16 protein-coding genes are annotated in these 18,646 nt (G+C 58.6%); 11 read left to right on the top strand and 5 right to left on the bottom strand.

Going from position 1 to position 18,646, the window contains the following annotated elements:
- Window positions 1-219 precede the first annotated feature (219 nt).
- From ACM6IQ_RS03715 to ACM6IQ_RS03675, 9 genes are all read left to right on the top strand, one after another.
- On the top strand, window positions 220-534 hold the full coding sequence (locus tag ACM6IQ_RS03715; protein WP_017340000.1) for a DUF883 family protein: 315 nt from the start codon (window positions 220-222) through the stop codon (window positions 532-534).
- A 2-nt stretch (window positions 535-536) separates the two neighbouring features.
- A complete protein-coding gene (locus ACM6IQ_RS03710; protein WP_017340001.1) occupies window positions 537-926 on the top strand; it encodes a phage holin family protein in 390 nt (129 codons plus the stop codon).
- On the top strand, window positions 923-1,264 hold the full coding sequence (locus tag ACM6IQ_RS03705; RefSeq protein ID WP_414878088.1) for a hypothetical protein: 342 nt from the start codon (window positions 923-925) through the stop codon (window positions 1,262-1,264). Before ACM6IQ_RS03710 ends, ACM6IQ_RS03705 begins: the two co-directional genes overlap by 4 nt.
- A gap of 123 nt (window positions 1,265-1,387) precedes the next feature.
- Window positions 1,388-2,551 carry an EAL domain-containing protein gene (locus ACM6IQ_RS03700; RefSeq protein ID WP_017340003.1) on the top strand — a complete coding sequence of 388 codons (1,164 nt, stop codon included), beginning with the start codon at window positions 1,388-1,390 and terminating at the stop codon, window positions 2,549-2,551.
- A 68-nt stretch (window positions 2,552-2,619) separates the two neighbouring features.
- Window positions 2,620-3,948, top strand: a complete 1,329-nt coding sequence (locus tag ACM6IQ_RS03695; RefSeq protein WP_017340004.1) for a deoxyguanosinetriphosphate triphosphohydrolase — start codon at window positions 2,620-2,622, stop codon at window positions 3,946-3,948.
- Window positions 3,949-4,119: 171 nt separating this feature from the next.
- Window positions 4,120-4,524, top strand: coding sequence for a response regulator (locus ACM6IQ_RS03690; RefSeq protein WP_414878087.1), 405 nt, complete (start codon window positions 4,120-4,122; stop codon window positions 4,522-4,524).
- 239 nt (window positions 4,525-4,763) lie between these two features.
- Window positions 4,764-5,390, top strand: a complete 627-nt coding sequence (locus tag ACM6IQ_RS03685; protein WP_414878086.1) for a response regulator — start codon at window positions 4,764-4,766, stop codon at window positions 5,388-5,390.
- 8 nt (window positions 5,391-5,398) lie between these two features.
- Window positions 5,399-8,704, top strand: coding sequence for a transporter substrate-binding domain-containing protein (locus tag ACM6IQ_RS03680; protein ID WP_414878085.1), 3,306 nt, complete (start codon window positions 5,399-5,401; stop codon window positions 8,702-8,704).
- Between the two features lie 49 nt (window positions 8,705-8,753).
- Complete coding sequence (locus ACM6IQ_RS03675) at window positions 8,754-11,696, top strand: HD domain-containing phosphohydrolase (protein WP_414878084.1); 2,943 nt, start codon at window positions 8,754-8,756, stop codon at window positions 11,694-11,696.
- Here the strand turns inward: ACM6IQ_RS03675 and ACM6IQ_RS03670 are convergent, their stop codons facing one another.
- Together ACM6IQ_RS03670 and ACM6IQ_RS03665 are read right to left on the bottom strand one after the other, a co-directional pair.
- Complete coding sequence (locus ACM6IQ_RS03670; RefSeq protein WP_017337388.1) at window positions 11,697-12,179, bottom strand: GAF domain-containing protein; 483 nt, start codon at window positions 12,177-12,179, stop codon at window positions 11,697-11,699.
- The gene (locus ACM6IQ_RS03665; RefSeq protein ID WP_017337387.1) at window positions 12,176-13,066 is read right to left on the bottom strand and encodes an ATP-binding protein; all 891 of its coding nucleotides are present in this window, start codon (window positions 13,064-13,066) and stop codon (window positions 12,176-12,178) included. Before ACM6IQ_RS03665 ends, ACM6IQ_RS03670 begins: the two co-directional genes overlap by 4 nt.
- Before the next feature lie 168 nt (window positions 13,067-13,234).
- Here ACM6IQ_RS03665 and ACM6IQ_RS03660 point away from each other — a divergent pair, with 168 nt between their 5' ends.
- Window positions 13,235-15,556, top strand: coding sequence for a response regulator (locus ACM6IQ_RS03660; protein ID WP_414878083.1), 2,322 nt, complete (start codon window positions 13,235-13,237; stop codon window positions 15,554-15,556).
- Here ACM6IQ_RS03660 and ACM6IQ_RS03655 read toward each other — a convergent pair.
- The 3 genes from ACM6IQ_RS03655 to msrB all read right to left on the bottom strand — a co-directional run bounded on the left by ACM6IQ_RS03655 (window position 15,540) and on the right by msrB (window position 17,087).
- The gene (locus tag ACM6IQ_RS03655; protein WP_017337385.1) at window positions 15,540-16,001 is read right to left on the bottom strand and encodes a MarR family winged helix-turn-helix transcriptional regulator; all 462 of its coding nucleotides are present in this window, start codon (window positions 15,999-16,001) and stop codon (window positions 15,540-15,542) included. The genes ACM6IQ_RS03660 and ACM6IQ_RS03655 overlap by 17 nt on opposite strands.
- The gene (locus tag ACM6IQ_RS03650) at window positions 15,998-16,483 is read right to left on the bottom strand and encodes a glutathione peroxidase (RefSeq protein ID WP_017337384.1); all 486 of its coding nucleotides are present in this window, start codon (window positions 16,481-16,483) and stop codon (window positions 15,998-16,000) included. Before ACM6IQ_RS03650 ends, ACM6IQ_RS03655 begins: the two co-directional genes overlap by 4 nt.
- A 208-nt stretch (window positions 16,484-16,691) precedes the next feature.
- On the bottom strand, window positions 16,692-17,087 hold the full coding sequence (gene msrB / locus ACM6IQ_RS03645) for a peptide-methionine (R)-S-oxide reductase MsrB (RefSeq protein WP_031318585.1): 396 nt from the start codon (window positions 17,085-17,087) through the stop codon (window positions 16,692-16,694).
- A 225-nt stretch (window positions 17,088-17,312) separates the two neighbouring features.
- Between msrB and ACM6IQ_RS03640 the strand changes: the two genes are divergently transcribed.
- Window positions 17,313-18,524: a pyridoxal phosphate-dependent aminotransferase gene (locus tag ACM6IQ_RS03640; RefSeq protein WP_008030363.1), complete on the top strand. Its 1,212-nt coding sequence runs from the start codon at window positions 17,313-17,315 to the stop codon at window positions 18,522-18,524.
- The last annotated feature ends 122 nt before the right edge of the window (window positions 18,525-18,646 follow it).

Raw genomic sequence — 18,646 nt, 5'->3', positions numbered from 1 at the left:
CACATTGATCCTGATGTGCCGCTTTGGCGCATAAGGCGGGAAGCTTTGCGCGGGTTTTCATTATTTGAGATAAGGTTTTGCTCGATTCCTGCCCGGCAACAGCGCAGTCACACGGGCCGGCGCACCACGACACAGCAAAAGTTGTACCAGTGATTTGCACTGAACCTTCACCCAAGGCTCATACTCGAACGCAACAGAAGCCACTTACGGAGATCACCAATGGCCAGCATCAAGGCAAAGACTGCTCAAGAAATCCTGATGAACGACTTTCAGACACTGGTCAGCGACACTGAACGGTTGCTGGAACATACCGCGACATTGGCTGGCGATCAGGCTGACGAGCTGCGCGAGCAAATCCACGACAGTCTGCTGCGTGCACGCGAAACCTTGAAACTGACCGAAGACTCCCTGCGCGAACGCAGTAAAGCCGCCGTTACCGCCACCGAAGACTATGTTCAGGCCAACCCATGGCAATCGGTCGGGATCGCGGCCGGTGTGGGCTTCCTGATCGGCCTGCTGGCAACCCGGCGCTGATTATGACGATCGGCGAATCCGGCTCGTCCGCGACGGGCCCAAGCTCTTCACCGCGGCGCCTGGGTGCCGCATTCCTTGGATTGCTGCACAGCCATGTCGAATTGTTCGGCATCGAATTGCAGGAACAAAAAGCCCGCACCGTCAGCCTGTTGCTGTTCGCAGGCCTGGCGCTGGTGTTTGCCTTGCTGTTGCTGGTGGGGTTATCGACGCTGGTGCTGATCCTGTTCTGGGACACTTATCGCCTGCCTGCCATCATCGGGCTCTGCGTGTTCTACACCCTTGCGTGCATCTTCTGCGGGATGCGTCTGAGGGCGGCGATTTTTGATGAATCCTCACCCTTCCACGGCACCCTGGAAGAATTGGCCAATGATAGGGAGCGCCTGCTGCCATGAACCTGCCTGAACTGCCTCACAACAGCTCGCGCACGGAAATGCGCAAGGCGCTGATTCGCCTGCGTATGGAAATGCATCGCCAGGAAATTCGCCACGAATCCGCGCAACTGCTGCAACCCTTGCAGCGGGTGCGCGGATTGACGCAAAACCTGCATGACGGTTTCGGCATCAAGCATGCCCCGCTCTGGGGCGTGGCGGCCGTGACCCTGTTGGGTTTTTTGACCGGCAAGGGCACCAGGAGCGGCGGCGTGAGCAGCCTGACTCGGCTGGTACGCCTGGGCACTACGCTGGGGCCTTTGATCAAGTTGGTCATGCAAGGCTCTGCGCCTAAACACTAGGCCACTATCTGGCTGCATTCTTGCAACATCACCGGGATGAGCCTCTTTATCGAGAGGTTCAGACCTGCGTGCCTACCCAGCCATCGGGTGTCATCCAAAAACAAGACCTACTAAGGAGGCCTCGTGATCGACGGGCAACCGCTTGCCTGCTTTCAACCGTTCATCGATACCGCCACCGGCCGTATCGCCGGCGTAGAGGCATTGGGTCGACTGCGACAGACCGACGGTCAACTGGCCTCCGTGGGGCCGCTGTTTGCCGACCCGCGCACTCCGGCCATCGCACTCCGCCGCCTGGATCGCCAGATTCGTGATAACGCCCTGAGCCGTTTGCACGAAGCGCCCGCCGACTGGTTCCTCAGTCTGAACATGTCGCCTCGCTGGATCAGTCGTTTGCGCGCGGACCAGGCGCTGCCCAGCCTCAAGCAATTGAACCGGCATGGCGTCGACCCACAGCGCATCGTTTTCGAAATCACCGAACTGGGCGGCGACATCCAGCGCCTGGCAGACGTGGTTGCGCGATATCGGCAAGTCGGTGCGCGGATCGCCATCGATGATTTCGGTGCCGGTTACTCACAACTCGATCGTGTGCTCGCTCTGCAACCGGACATCCTAAAGCTGGATATGCGGTTGTTCCAGGCCGCTGCGTTGGGCGGACCCAGCAGTGATGTGGTCAAGGCCCTTGCGCAAATGGCGGAAAAAACCGGGTGCTGGATCATTGCCGAAGGCGTTGAAACCGAAGCGCAGCTGAATTTTGCCCTGGAGTGTGGTTCACGCTACGTGCAGGGTTTCCTGTTCGCTCGCGCGCAAGCCGACTTCTTTGCCACCGATGCTTTTGTGGAGCGCTTTGCCCAATTGCGTCAGCGCTATGTCCAACAAAAACTCGCTGAGCGCGGCCGACTGATGATCATGCGTCAGCAACTCTGCGAGCTGATGGCGATTCTGCAAACGTGGGCCCAGGCATGCGCGCCGCTCAGTGCCCTGCCACAGCTGGACGCCTTTCCCTGGCTGCTGCGCTTCTATCAATGCGACCGTCACGGCACGCAACTGACGCCAAACCTTGAATGGCGCAACAATGGCTGGGTAGCCGACGATCGCTACCTGGGACACAACTGGTCATGGCGTCCGTACTTCTATCATTTGTTGGCAGAGGGTTGGGATGAGCGCCGGCTGACGCTTTCCAACACCTACCGTGACGCCACCAGCAACCAGTACTGCCTCACGGCCGGACAGTTTTTCAACAACGGCGAGCGACTGCTGCTCATCGATATCGATGCCGCCGGGCTGTAGTTCCGCTTGCAGGTGTCGGTGTGAAACGGGAAGCTAGGCGCTCAGTCACCTGACGGAGAGAACCAGCCTTGGATTGGCAAACCCTGCTCACCCGCGAACGCCTCGGAAAGCCTCTGCACAGCCCGGAAGAACTCGGCCGCAGCCCTTTCCACAAAGACCACGACCGCATCATTTTCTCAGGCGCCTTTCGCCGCCTCGGGCGCAAGACCCAAGTCCATCCCGTCACGAGCAACGATCATATCCACACGCGCCTGACCCACTCACTGGAGGTCAGCTGCGTTGGCCGTTCGCTGGGTATGCGCGTCGGCGAAACCATCCGCAGCGCGCTGCCTGACTGGTGCGAACCCAGCGACCTGGGCATGGTGGTGCAATCGGCTTGCCTGGCTCACGACATTGGCAATCCACCCTTCGGTCACTCCGGTGAAGACGCGATCCGTCACTGGTTCCAGCAAGCCGCCGGCCGTGGATGGCTGGAGGCAATGAGCGAAGTCGAACGTAATGACTTCCTCAACTTCGAAGGCAATGCCCAGGGCTTCCGGGTGCTCACCCAGCTCGAATATCACCAGTTCGATGGCGGCACCCGGCTGACCTACGCGACGCTGGGCACCTACCTGAAATATCCATGGACGGCCAAGCACGCCGACTCACTGGGTTACAAGAAACACAAGTTCGGCTGTTATCAGAGCGAACTCCCGCTGCTGGAGCAGATCGCTCATAAACTCGGCCTGCCGCAACTTGAAGAACAACGCTGGGCACGCCATCCCCTGGTGTATTTGATGGAGGCCGCGGATGACATCTGCTATGCGCTGATCGACCTCGAAGATGGCCTGGAAATGGAGCTGCTGGAGTACGCCGAAGTCGAGTCCCTGTTGCTGGACCTGGTGGGCGACGATTTGCCGGAGACCTATCGTCAGCTCGGCCCGCGGGATTCACGTCGGCGCAAACTGGCAATCCTGCGGGGCAAAGCCATCGAGCATCTGACCAACGCCGCGGCCCGCGCCTTTGTCGAGCAACAGGACGCGTTGCTGGCCGGCACGCTGCCTGGCGATCTGGTGGAACACATGCACGGTCCCGCCAAACGCTGCGTATTGAATGCCAAAGACATGGCACGCAAAAAGATCTTCCAGGACAAGCGCAAGACCCTGCACGAGATCGGCGCCTATACCACGCTGGAAATCCTGCTGAACGCGTTCTGCGGCGCAGCGCTGGAACAGCACAACGGTCGGACACCGTCCTTCAAGAGCCGTCGCATCCTTGATCTGCTGGGCAACAATGCGCCCGACCCTCACGGCCCGCTACACACTTCGTTCCTGCGCATGATTGATTTCATCGCCGGCATGACCGACAGCTATGCCAGCGACATGGCGCTGGAGATGACTGGCCGTTCGAGCCACTGACGAAACCCGTCTGATCAGCCATTACGCCATCAGGAATGGCTGATCAGCCACTGAAAGCCCAAGTGCGTTCAGCATTCGCCGAATTCCCCTACACCTCACACCGAGCAAACTGATCGATTGCTCGCCCTTCTCGCGAAATAATGAAAGGCCCCTCTGTATGAGAGAGAAAGCGTGAGTAATCCCAAGTTCGAAGACGAATTGCGCATCCTGTTGGTGGAAGATCATCCCTTCCAACTAAGGGCGACTCAGTACCTGCTTGAAAGTTATGGTTTCACCCAACTGACGACCTCCGACAGTGCCCAAGATGCCTTGCAGCAAATGCTGGCGGCGGTGCGACCATTTGACATCCTGTTATGCGACCAATGTTTACCCGATCTTCCCGGGCTGGATCTGGTCAAATTCGCCAGTCATCGCGGGATGATAAAACAGGCAATACTATTAAGCAGCCTGACGCGCACAGAACTTGATGGACTTGAAAAAACCGCAAATGCACACGGACTGCCTCTACTTGGCTACTTGATAAAACCATTGAAACAATTCGAATTCAGAAACCTGTTGAGTTCAATTCAATTATAAAAAATGAATTTCGACACGATCCAGCCAGGCACTACTTGTAACTTACGCTTAAAAACCTTGAAATACCGCCCCCAACAACTCTGCCCGTCCTCATGCGAAACCTAGTTGATTCGTAGCCCCTTTCCTGTTCGTTTGTAGGACTATTCCTATATTGCTGCTTGAGGTCCGTCAGTTCATGCGTCCCATCAACTATCTGAGCTAAGGTGCGCGCTTTATCTGAGCTCGCATGGGATTTGATTATGAACTCCGTTTTTATTGTCGACGATCACCCTGTTATCCGCCTTGCCGTCCGAATGTTACTGGAGCACGAAGGTTACAAAGTTGTCGGCGAATCCGATAATGGGGTCGATGCCATGCAGATGGTGCGTGAATGCATGCCAGACCTGGTCATTCTCGATATAAGCATTCCAAAACTGGATGGCCTTGAAGTTCTCGCGCGTTTCAACGCAATGAGTACACCGCTGAAAACACTGGTATTGACTGCGCAGTGCCCGACACTGTTCGGTATTCGCTGCATGCAATCCGGCGCATCAGGTTATGTCTGCAAACAGGAGGATCTGAGTGAACTGGTCAGCGCCATAAAAGCGGTATTGTCAGGTTACAACTACTTCCCCAGTGAGGCCTTGAATCCTGTCCGTGGTGATGACGTGCGTTGCGCCGAGCTGGAACTGTTCAAGTCAGTCAATGATAGAGAATTGATGGTACTGCAACTTTTTGCACAAGGCCGTACCAACAAGGAAATTGCCAAAGGCATGTTTCTAAGCAACAAGACTGTCAGCACCTATAAAAAACGACTGATGCAGAAACTCAAAGCCAAATCCCTGGTTGAACTCATCGAGATGGCAAAACGTAACGCATTAGTGTGAGACACAGGATGCCCCGTCGCATTAAGGATTATCTGATTTCAGTGGCTGCAGGTTTATGCCTGAGCACTTCAGTACCTGCCTCGCAGATTGCCAGCGAACACTTCACCCTGCTCAGTCGATCGACCCTCCGGCATCTGGACGTCCAACTGGATCCATCACAACGGCAATGGATAACAAGTAAGCGCGAACTGATCCTGGGTACGTCGGCCCCGGACTATCCTCCTTTCGACCTGACCGTCAGCGGCAAGGACTACGAAGGTTTCACCGCCGATTACGCTGGCATCCTCGGCAAAACCCTCGGTTTACCAGTCAAGGTCCAACGCTTTGCGTCCCGCGGAGCTGCCATCAAGGCACTTGAAAAAGGCGAGGTCGATCTGCTCGGCACAGCCAATGGGTTCGAGGCTCACAATGCCGATATCGCGCTTTCCACGCCCTATGCCGTGGACCAGCCGGTCCTGGTGACACGGGAAGGAGAAACCCGATCCCTGACCGAAGGCCTCGCCGGCTTGCGGCTGAGCATGGTGTATCACTACTTGCCACTGGAGGAAGTCAGGGCCTTGTATCCCAAGGCAACCATTACGTCCTATCCGTCCTACCAGAATGCGATTAATGCGGTGGCATTCGATCAGGCCGATGTCTTCCTGGGCGACACCATCTCGACCCATTACATGATCAACAAGGGTTACCTGAACAACATCCGCATGGCTAACTTCGGCAAACACGAAGCCCACGGTTTCAGCTTTGCCGTGCACAGGCACAACCCGGAATTGCTCGGGATCATCAATGCCATGCTCATGGCCATCCCCGCCAGCGAACGGCAGAACATCGCCGAGCGCTGGAGTGCCGGCAGTGACATTCTTCTTACCGACCAGAAGTTACAACTCACCGACCCCGAAGAACAGTGGCTGGCGCAACATCCGATCGTGCGCGTGGTGGTCAACGAGGCGCTTGCGCCGCTGTCGTTTTTCGACAGCAATGGCAATTTTCGCGGTGTCACCGCAGACCTGCTTGAACTGATCAGATTGCGCACCGGCCTGCGTTTCGACATCCGTCGAAGCCGAAACGACGACGAGATGATCGAACAGATCAAGGACAATAAAGCCGATGTAATCGCCGCCCTGCTCCCCAGCGCCGAACGTGATACAGCACTGAATTTCACCCGCCCCTATCTGCAAAACTCCTTTGTCCTTCTGACTCGCAAAGCCGCCGACAGCCCGGCAAACCTTGAGCAGCTGGCGGGCAAACGCCTGACCATCGCCCAGGGCAGCCCACTGGTGGATTACCTGCGCCGCGAGTTCCCGCGAATCAGGTTGATTGAAACCCCGGACACGTTCAGCGCGGTGGAATTGCTCGCCGAAGGCAAGGCAGAAGGTGCGGTGAACTCACTGGTCATCGCCAACTACTTCATTTCATCACGGCTTTTCGAGCACACACTTCAGATCCGGACCACCATTGGCACCCGGCAGGCCGCATTTTCCCTGGCGACCGGACGAGAGGCCAAAGAGCTGAACGCCATCCTCAACAAGGCACTCCTGAGCATCGCCCCGGAAGAACTGGGCATCATCAACAGCCGCTGGCGTGGCTATTCGGCGTCCTCGCAAAGCACCTGGCGCAATTACCAGCGATTGTTCTATCAGATCGTGATCGGGGCCGGCGTGCTGCTCCTGCTTTCCGCTGCCTGGAATGCTTATATGCGTCGCCAGATCAAACAGCGTCAGGCGGCCGAGCGCGCGCTGAACGATCAATTGATCGAGCGGCGCCAACTGTTCGAGGAGCTGCGCTGCGCGAAGGAGCGCGCCGATGAAGCCAACCGCGCCAAAAGCACATTCCTGGCGACCATGAGCCATGAGATCCGCACGCCGATGAATGCGGTCATCGGCATGCTCGAACTGACGCTGAAGCGCATTGAGAGCAACCATCCAGATCGTCCGGCCATTGACGTGGCCTACAACTCGGCCAGGGACCTGCTGGAACTGATCGGCGACATTCTCGACATTGCCCGGATCGAGTCCGGGCGTCTGAGCCTGAGCCCGGAAAGAGTGAATCCAAGTGAAATCGTGGGGTCGGTCGTGCGGATCTTCGAGGGTCTGGCTCGTCAGAAAAACCTTGAACTGCTGCTGGAACTCAACCCGGCCAATCCGGCGATCGATGTCCTGCTGGACCCGATGCGTTTCAAACAGGTGTTGTCGAACCTGGTCAGCAACGCTATCAAATTCACGGAACAGGGCCAGGTCAGGATCACCGTCGAATTGCTTGCGACGCCTGAACCCGAGCAAGTCCGGATGCTGTTGCAGGTTGAGGACAGCGGCATCGGGATCAGCGAACAGGATCAACGGCGACTGTTCGAACCCTTCGCCCAGGCCAATGGCACTGGGCAGTCAGGCAGAGGCGGCGCCGGCCTGGGTCTGGTGATCAGTCGGAGCCTGTGCGAAATGATGGGCGGCAGCCTGCGATTGGATAGCCAACCGGGAGTCGGCACGCAGGTCCAGGTTTCTCTGCTGCTGTCCACCCTGCCACTCGAGCAGATGTCGAAAACCACCGAAACACCGATCCACACGTCCACGGCACCCTTGAACGTGCTGGTGATTGACGATCACCCGGCCAATCGCTTGTTGATGTGCCAACAGCTGGAGTTTCTGGGGCATCGATTCAGCGTTGCCGAGGATGGCGAAGCAGGGTTCGAAGCGTGGAAATCAGGGCTGTTCGATCTGGTGATCGTCGACTGCAACATGCCGGTCATGAATGGCTATGAACTCACTCACGCCATCCGCGACCATGAACAGCAATCCGATCGTTCCCCGTGCACCGTTCTGGGTTTTACCGCCAACGCACAACCGGAAGAGCGACAGCGCTGCAAACAAGCAGGAATGGATGACTGCCTGTTCAAGCCGCTGACGCTGTCCGCGTTGAGTCAATGGATCGCAGACATCGAACCGACCGATCGCTCTCCCGCTTTCAGCCTGAAAGGGCTGCACTTGTTGACGGGAGGTAACCCGGCAATGGACCTGCGACTGTTGACCGAACTGCTCAGCAGCAACCGTCTGGACCGACAGGCGCTGCAGGCGTTATCCCGGTCAAATGACCCGCAGTCGTTTCTTGATATCGCTCACAAAATCAAGGGAGCAGCCCGAATTGTCCAGGCCACCCGCTTGATCGACCGCTGCGAAGCGCTCGAACGGGTCTGCCATGAAGTTTTTCATCATGACAACGTCGCCGAATGCAGGAAGGCCGTCGAAGGCGCGATGCTCGAACTGGAGCAGGCATTACTGCAACAAATTGGTCAAAACGACAAAAGCAGAATGATGGAGCCTTAACTATGCTTTGTCGCTGAGCAGTGTGTTAAACCGCATGGAGTGACCTGCAATGCCCAGCCCACTGCGCCCGGACCAACGCCGGTTTCCGTTGCACGTGCATATCAGTGTGATGTTTACCCTGCTGTTGCTCCTGACCGGCGTGGTGCTGGGCATTTTCAACTATCGGCAAACCACGCAGATCATTCTTTCCAGCAGTGAAAAGCTCTTCGAGCGCATCGAGCAGGACGTCCGGCTGGACCTGCACGCCACCTATGAGCCCATCCATCATCTGTTGAGCCTGCTGGTATACAACCCGGCGGCGCAGGCTACGAGCCTGGAACAACGCCTGGCGCTGCTCGGCCCTTTCAGCCAGTCGCTCAAGGACAACCCTGACCTGGCCTCGCTGTACCTGGGCTACGATAACGGGGATTTCTTCATGGTTCGCCCCTTGCGAACCGCCGCCCTGAAAACCCTGCTCAACGCCCCGGGCAATGCGGTGTATCAAGTGTGGAGCATCGAGCGAAACGGCGGCCCGGTGCATTCCCAGTCACTGTTTTTCGATCAGGACCTGAACCTCGTCAGTCGGCAGGACAACCCCGACGACACCTACGATCCGCGAACACGTAACTGGTTTTCCAATGCCCGCCGCGACAGCGATCAGATCATCACCGAACCCTACCTCTTTTTCTCCACTCATAACGTCGGCACCACCCTGGCCCGCCGCAGCGGTGCTCACGCAATCCTGGGCGCGGACCTGACGCTGGCAGAACTGTCCGCGACGCTGGCCAAACATGTCGTCACCCCCAGTACCGAAATCGTCCTGTTCGATGCCGAAGGCAATGCCATCGCTTACCCCGACAGCAGCAAGCTGATCGTCGACGACCAGACCGCCCGCCTGAGCAAGGCCGCCGACCTGAGCCCCAGCCTCGGCGCACTGCTGAGCAATCCGCCAACAGGCAATCGGCTGAAAGCCGCTGGCCGTCAATGGATCGTTGCCCGCAGCCGCATGCAGGAGGGTGGTCCCCAGGGATTGCAACTGGCGCTGCTGGTGCCGGAAGACGAATTGCTCGCCGATGCCTACCGCATGCGCTGGCAAGGGGCGTTGATTACGTTGACCACATTGCTGTTGTGCCTGCCGCTGGGCTGGCTGACCTCGAGAATCCTGGTCAAACCCCTGCGCAAATTGGTGCAGGAAGCCGATGCCATTCGCAGTTTCAATTTCAATTTTCCGGTCTCCCGTCGCTCGCCGGTGCTCGAAGTCGACCAACTGAGCGTATCGATGACCCGCATGAAAGATACCCTGGCAAGTTTTTTCCAGATCACCGACAGCCTGAGCGCCGAGACCCGGTTTGCGCCCTTGCTGGAGCGGGTTTTGTTCGAAACCGTGAAAATCGGCCAGGCCCAGGCCGGTCTGATCTACCTCCGGGAAAATGACGGTGATCGCATGGAGCCTCACGGCCTGGTCATCGACGATATTTCACAGGCATTGCCGGCGTTCAACATTCGCGGCCACGAGCCTGGCGGCCCGCAAAGCCCCGCTTGGATGCTGCAACTGTCGAATGCCGACAATGTGGTGATCAATCTCGGTTTCGAACAGGCGGGGGATTTGCAGAAAGTGCTGCTGGCGATGGGGTGTCCGCGGGTGCACCTGATCGGTATCCGTCTGCACAATCGTCATAACGAAACCGTGGGCCTGCTGATCCTGTTGCTCGAGGATAGCGGCCACCAAAGCGATCTCGAGAAGCTTCGTCCGGACCGCATTGCGTTCCTTCAGGCCGTGTCCGGCGCGGCTGCCGTGAGTATCGAAAGTCAACGCCTGCAAGCCAAACAGAAACAGTTGCTGGACGCCTTCATTCAACTGCTGGCCGGCGCGATTGATGCCAAAAGCCCCTACACTGGCGGTCACTGCCAGCGCGTCCCGGCGCTGACCTTGATGCTCGCCCAGGCTGCCGCGACCAGTCAGGACCCCGCCTTCAGCGGTTATCAACCCACCGAAGACGAGTGGGAGGCGCTGCACATCGCTGCATGGCTGCATGACTGCGGCAAGGTCACGACGCCGGAATACGTCGTCGATAAAGCCACGAAGCTGGAAACCCTGAACGATCGCATTCACGAAATCCGCACCCGTTTCGAAGTGCTCAAGCGCGATGCCTGGGTCAGTTACTGGCAGGCCATTGCCCTGGGCGGTAACGAGCAGCACCTGGCTGAACTGCGCGACGCAACTCTGGTAGGGCTCGACGATGACTTCGCGTTTATAGCCCGTTGCAATCTGGGCGGCGAGGCGATGGCCGATGCCGATCTGCAACGTCTGCGCAGCCTGGCTCAACGGACCTGGACCCGAACCCTGGATGACCGATTGGGTGTTTCCTGGGAAGAGAATCGGCGCCAGGCGCAAACACCGGCACCGACGCTGCCGGCCAGCGAGCCGTTGCTGGCGGACAAACCCGAGCACCTGTTCGAACGCGCCGAGGCCGAACTGATTCCGGAAGACAATCCGTGGGGTTTCAAACTCGACGTGCCGCGCTACAAGTACAACCGGGGCGAACTCTACAACCTGAGCATTGCCCGGGGCACCTTGACTCGCGAGGAACGTTACATCATAAACCACCACATGGTGCAGACGATCCTGATGCTCAGCCACCTGCCCTTCCCCGCCCACCTCAACAACGTTGCGGAAATCGCTGGCGGCCACCACGAAAAAATGGACGGCACCGGTTATCCCAAGCAGCTGAAGCGTGAAGAAATGAGCCTGCCGGCGCGGATGATGGCGATTGCCGATATCTTCGAAGCGCTGACCGCCGCTGATCGCCCCTACAAGAAAGCCAAATCCTTGAGCGAAGCGCTGGGCATCATGGCCACCATGTGCCGGGATGCCCACATTGACCCTGAATTGTTCGGGCTGTTCATCAACGCCGGGATCTATCAGCAGTACGCCGACCGATTCCTTGATCCACAGCAGATCGACGCCGTGGATCCGGAAGGCCTGCTGGCCAAGGCTGGCCTCAAGGCATGATCAGCAATCGGTCAGGCGCAGGAAAATGGCCGCCAGTTTTTCAATGCCGGCTTGATCGTCAGCGGTAAACCGCGCGAGCTTCGGGCTGTCGAGGTCCAGCACGCCGATCAGGCGACCGTCCTTGACCAGCGGCACGACCAGCTCGCTGTTCGACGCGCTGTCGCAGGCGATATGTCCGGGGAAAGCGTGCACGTCTTCGACCAACTGCGTCTGCAATGTCGCCGCCGCCGTGCCACACACACCGCGACCGAACGGGATGCGCACACAGGCGATTTGCCCCTGGAACGGACCGAGCACCAGCTCTTCGTTGCGATTGAGGTAGAAACCGGCCCAGTTCAGGTCATCCAGTTGGTTATACAGAAACGCGGAAAACTGGGCGGCGTTGGCGATGAAGTCCCGCTCGTCCGCCAGCAAGGATTCCAGCTGAGCGTGCAGCATGCCGTAGCCTTCGAGGCCCTGGCCGCTTTGTTGTAAATCGATCATGCCTTGTGCTCCAACAGCTTGAGCCCGACCCAATAGCGGGCAAATTGATAGGCGCAACGTCCGTTGCGATTGCCCCGGCCGGTAGCCCAACGCACCGCGAGGATGTCCAGCTCTTCGTCACGCTGCCATTTCAGGCCGGCCTTGTCGGCCAACTGACCGATCCAGTGCTCGACCACATTGAGGAAGTGTTCCTGGGTAAACGGATAGAACGACAGCCACAGGCCGAAACGGTCCGACAGGGCGATCTTGTCTTCCACGGCTTCGCTGGGATGCAGCTCGCCGTCGACCCGTTTCCAGTTCTCGTTGTCGCTTTCCTTTTCCGGCACCAGATGGCGACGGTTGGAGGTGGCGTACAACAAAACGTTATCCGGTGCCTGCTCGAGGGAACCGTCGAGCACGCTCTTGAGCACGCGATAATCACCTTCGCCCGATTCGAACGACAGGTCATCGCAGAACAGCACGAAGCGCTGGGGCAACCTGGCAATCTGTTCGACCACCCGTGGCAGGTCCGCCAGGTGGTCGCGCTCGATTTCGATCAGCCGCAAACCGGCCTTGGCATGCTCGGCCAGCAAGGCACGCACCAGCGACGATTTACCGGTGCCACGCGAGCCCCAGAGCAAGGCGTGGTTGGCCGGCATGCCGTCGATGAACTGTTGGGTATTGCGCCCCAGCTGTTCCAGTTGCCGGTCGACGCCGATCAGGTCGGACAAACGCATGTCGAGGCTGACGTGCAGCGGCAACAGAAAACCGCTGCGACCCTCGCGTTGCCAACGTGCAGCCAGGCATTGCGTCCAGTCGATGGATTGTCGAGGTGCAGGCAGCAACGGTTCGATTCGAGCCAGAACGGCATCGGCGCGTTCAAGAAAAGCATTCAATCGGGAATCCACGTCTTCTCCTCGGGCACGTTCACAGTAATGATGGCGCTACAGCGACGAAACACGGCGGTCGGTGCCCGGGTCATCCCTTGTTGCACAAGGGCTCGCGAGAACATCGGTATCCATGCATGATCGACTATGCTTGAGCAGCGAAGGGAAACGGAAGTGGTTCAACACCCCATGGATATCAAGTTCACCAACCGGCTGTCCTACAAACAAGCCCGGCTTACCGTGCTGGTCGGTTTCATTCTGGGCACGCTGCTCAGCCTGCTGCAAATAGGCATCGATTATGCCAGTGAAGACGCCTCCATCAACCGGGAAATACTGTCTTTACTGGAAATCAGCCATAACCCCGCCTCGCGCATTGCCTACAACATCGACGCCGAACTCGCCCAGGAACTGACCTTGGGCCTGCTGCGCTCACCGGCGATCATCGGCGCGCAACTGACCGACAACAACGGCACCGTGCTGGCCAGCGTCAAGCGGCCTGGCGTGCAGAGCGGCTATCGGGTGATCAGTGACTTCCTGTTCGGAGCCGACCGCGCGTTCGAAGACCGTCTGTATCTGGATCACTTGCCGAGCGAATCCCTCGGCACACTGCGTCTGGATGTCGACACCTATTCATTTGGCAACCGGTTCCTGCGCCGGGCCGAAATCACCCTGCTCAATGGGTTCGCCCGCAGCCTGCTCCTGACCGGCATCCTGCTGGCGTTGTTCTACGTGATGCTGACCAAACCGCTGGTGCGAGTCATCCGCGAACTCAGCAGCCGCGATCCGCGCAGCGTCGAACCGACCTGGCTGGAGTACCCGGCGGGCCATGAAAACGATGAGATCGGTGTGCTGGTCAAAGTTGCAAACCAGCAGTTTGAAAACATCGCTACCGAAATCCAGCAGCGACGTAACGCCGAAAACCGCCTGACCGACTACCTTGGGCAACTGGAAAACATCGTGTCTGCGCGCACCGCAGAACTCAAGGCGATCAACACCCGGCTCAGCCAGTCCAATCAGGAACTGGAAGTCGCACGCAGCACGGCCCTGGACATGGCGGAAGCACGCTCGGTGTTCCTCGCCAACATGAGCCACGAAATCCGCACGCCCCTCAATGGATTGCTGGGGATGATCGCCCTTTCCCTCGACGGCCCGCTGAATGCCGAGCAACAGCAACAACTGTCCATCGCCCATGACTCGGGCAAAGTGCTGGTGGAATTGCTCAACGATATTCTCGACCTGTCGAAATTCGATGCCGGCCAGCTCGAGCTCGAACACATTCCGTTCGACCTCGGCTCAATGATCGAGGACACCGCCAACCTGCTGTCGCAGAACGCGGCGCCCAGCGTCGAGCTGACGTGCCTGATCGATCCGGCTTTTCCGGCGCTGGTGCTCGGCGATCCGACTCGCGTGCGGCAGATCGTCAGCAATCTCTTGTCCAACGCGCTCAAGTTCACCCGGTTCGGTCGGGTCGATGTGCGCCTGTCGACCTTCGAAGAAGGCGTCAGAATCGAAGTCTGCGATACCGGCATCGGTATCGCCCAGGACGCTCAGGTGAAGATCTTCCAGCCCTTTACCCAGGCCGGGGCGGGTATTACCCGACAATTCGGCGGCACCGGGCTGGGGCTGGCGTTGACCTACAACCTTTGCGAAGCCATGGAGGGGCGCCTCACCATCAGCTCGGAAGCGGGTTTCGGCAGCCAGTTCTGCGCCGATCTGCCACTGCCCTGCCACACCCGCGCCCTGCCACCGGCGACACTGCGCGGCAAGGTCATCGCGATTACCGCTGCCAGCAGCGGCCTGGCAGAGCTGTTGAAAAGCCTGTTGCCGGGATGGGGACTCGATTACCAGCAACGCTCGATCGATGACTCAATGATTGGTCTGAAGCCCGACATGGTGATCACCGATTGTCCGGAATGCCTGTTTGGCCTGCGCCCCAACTGCACCGCGCCCATTTTGCTGGTGACCGCTTATGGCAGTTTCATGCCCAGCGAACAGGCCAGCGCCCTGGCCCCCCTGCAACAACAGGCGCGGCCGTTGGCACGTAATGCGCTTTACCAGACACTGCGGCGAATCCTGCAACCGGAAGTCAACATCCTCAACGATGCACGCCTGGAAGCCCTCTCACCTCAGCGACGCGGTCGGGTACTGCTCGTGGAGGACAATCCGGTGAATCAGTTGGTGGCCAAGGGCATGCTCGGAAAACTCGGCTGCGAGGTGATTGTCGCGGCTCACGGCGGTGAAGCGCTGGATCAACTGGAACACAGTGAGTTCGATCTGGTGCTGATGGACTGCAACATGCCGGTGATGGATGGCTACGAAGCCAGTCGGCAAATCCGTCGCAGCGGGCGCTGGCCGCAGTTGCCCATCGTCGCCCTGACCGCCAACGCCATGTCCGAAGAGCGCGAACGCTGCCGTGCGGCGGGCATGAGCGATTACCTGGCCAAACCCTTCCGGCGCGAAGAACTGGCTGCGCTACTGGATTTATGGATGCCGACTACGACAACGACCTGATCTGCCCCAGCAGGTGATCGAGACCATCGCGCAAGTCATTGAGCCGGTCCAGATCGACGCCGCTGTCGCACAGCAAGCGGGCCTTGAGCGGTCCGACCTGATCACGCAATGCCTTGCCGGTTGGCGACAGGCTCAGGTGCACCTCGCGCTCATCCCGCGCCGAACGTTGGCGCTGAACCAGTTGCAACTGCTCAAGTCGCTTGAGCAGCGGCGTCAACGTGCCGGAGTCCAGCGCCAAACGCTCGCCCAGCGCCTTTACCGTAGGTTGATCAGGTGCTGCCTCCTGCCATTCCCACAACACCAGCATCGCCAGGTATTGCGGATAGGTCAGGCCGAGCTGATCAAGCATTGGCTTGTAGGCACGGATCACCGCCCGCGAGGCGGCGTACAGTTTGAAGCAGAGTTGGCTGTCGAGCTTCAGGGAATCGACGGACAAGGTGTTCATTTGAGCAGGGCTTCGATCTCGCGGCTCAGGTCCTGCGGCTTGGTCGCCGGAGCGAAACGCTTGACCAGCTGGCCGTCCTTGCCGATCAGGAACTTGGTGAAGTTCCACTTGATGCCTTGGGAACCCAGCACACCCGGCGCACGTTTTTTCAACTGCACGAACAGTGGATGGGCGTCGGTGCCGTTAACGTCGATCTTTTTGAACAACGGGAAACTGACACCGTAGTTCAGCTCGCAGAACTCGGAGATCGCCCCTTCGTTACCCGGCTCCTGCTTGCCGAACTGGTTGCAGGGAAAACCGAGCACCACCAGGCCCTGGTCCTTGTAGGTCTGCCACAGCTCCTCGAGGCCTTTGTATTGCGGAGTAAAGCCGCATTTGCTCGCGGTGTTGACCACCAGCACCGCTTTGCCGGCGAAGTCAGCCAGGGTCTTTTGCTCACCCTTGATGGTGGTGCACGGGATGCTCAGCAGGTTGTCGCTCATGATGTGCGCTCTGATGTGAAGGAATATGAGGCAAACATAGCGAGCAATTGAATTGTGTGCAATTTAATTAATAGGTATGACGGATCACTGAACGACAGTTGGCGCAGGAGCTGCCGAAGGCTGCGATCTTTTGATCTTGATCTTCGGCAATCGCGAGAAAACCAAGATCAGGAGATCGCAGCCTTCGGCAGCTCCTACAGGGGTCGCATTACGAGCGCGGCACCAGGTCCAGGCACACCGAGTTGATGCAATAACGCAAGCCTGTCGGCGGCGGACCGTCCGGGAATACGTGCCCCAGGTGCGCATCGCATTTGGCGCAGACCACTTCGGTGCGGATCATGCCGTGGCTGACGTCACGGATCTCGACCATGGCGCTGTCGCCGATCGGGGCATAGAAGCTCGGCCAGCCGCAACCGGAATCAAATTTGGTCTTGGAGTCGAAAAGCGGCTCGTTGCAGCAGATGCAGTGGTAAATACCGTCGATCTTGCTGTCATTGTATTTGCCGGAAAACGGGCGTTCGGTGCCCTTGAGGCGGCAAACGTTGTATTGCTCCGGATCGAGCATCGCCCGCCATTCTTCCAGGGTTTTTTCCAACTTTTCCATCATCACACCTCGGCAGCTGAAAAAGCCCGATCTGTACCTTTTCCACGGATCGGGCGGCACGTATGATTGCGCCTCGTCAAACGCCAGTCTGGCAGCCAGACCACGCGCATTCAAACGGATTTATGAGTGCTGCCTCTCAAGGCGTCAGCCTGTGTGAATACGCAGGATTCCCAGTACGGTGGTTCAGACGCCGCCTGGATCGTTCATTTTCGGGAACACATCGCCATGCAGGTCAGCAAATCGAACAAGCTCGCCAACGTCTGCTACGACATTCGCGGCCCAGTGCTCAAGCACGCCAAACGCCTGGAAGAGGAAGGCCATCGCATCCTCAAGCTGAACATCGGCAACCCGGCGCCTTTTGGTTTCGAAGCGCCGGACGAAATCCTCCAGGACGTGATCCGCAACCTGCCGACGGCCCAGGGCTACAGCGACTCCAAGGGCCTGTTCAGTGCGCGTAAAGCCGTCATGCAGTACTACCAGCAGAAGCAGGTAGAAGGCGTCGGCATTGAAGACATCTACCTGGGCAACGGCGTTTCCGAACTGATCGTGATGTCGATGCAGGCCCTGCTCAACAACGGCGACGAAGTGCTGGTGCCGGCTCCCGACTATCCGCTGTGGACTGCCGCCGTGAGCCTGTCCGGCGGCAACCCGGTGCATTACCTGTGTGACGAACAGGCCAACTGGTGGCCGGACCTGGCCGACATCAAGGCCAAGATCACCCCGAATACCAAGGCGCTGGTGATCATCAACCCGAACAACCCGACCGGCGCGGTGTATTCCAAGGAAGTGCTGCTGGGCATGCTGGAGCTGGCCCGTCAGCACAATCTGGTGGTGTTCTCCGATGAGATCTACGACAAGATCCTGTACGACGACGCCGTGCACATCTGCACCGCTTCGCTGGCGCCGGACTTGCTGTGCCTGACCTTCAACGGCCTGTCCAAGTCCTATCGCGTCGCCGGTTTCCGTTCCGGCTGGATTGCCATCTCCGGGCCGAAACATCACGCACAAAGCTACATCGAAGGCATCGACATGCTGGCGAACATGCGTCTTTGCGCCAACGTGCCGAGCCAGCACGCGATCCAGACCGCCCTCGGCGGCTACCAGAGCATCAATGACCTGGTGCTGCCGCAAGGGCGCCTGCTGGAACAACGCAATCGAACCTGGGAATTGCTCAATGACATTCCCGGCGTGAGCTGCGTCAAGCCGATGGGTGCACTGTATGCGTTCCCGCGCATTGACCCGAAAGTCTGCCCGATCCACAACGACGAAAAATTCGTGCTCGACCTGCTGCTGTCGGAAAAGCTGCTGGTCGTACAGGGCACCGCCTTCAACTGGCCATGGCCGGACCACTTCCGCGTGGTGACCTTGCCGCGCGTCGACGACCTGGACATGGCCATCGGACGGATTGGCAACTTCCTCAAATCCTATCGCCAGTAATCGGACTGGCCGCGTGCGACTTTTTAACGAAAGTCGCACGAGGATCAATTCAGCAACATATCTTTACCCCTTGCCGGGCATCCCCGCTTCAATTGTTCACCGACTTCATGTTTCGTGGCTGT

It is taken from the genome of Pseudomonas sp. IT-P100 (genome assembly GCF_949767185.1).
Classification (GTDB): Bacteria; Pseudomonadota; Gammaproteobacteria; order Pseudomonadales; family Pseudomonadaceae; genus Aquipseudomonas; species Aquipseudomonas fluorescens_B.
Note: the sequence above shows the minus strand (reverse complement) of the source record. Positions and strands in the feature narration are given on the sequence as shown.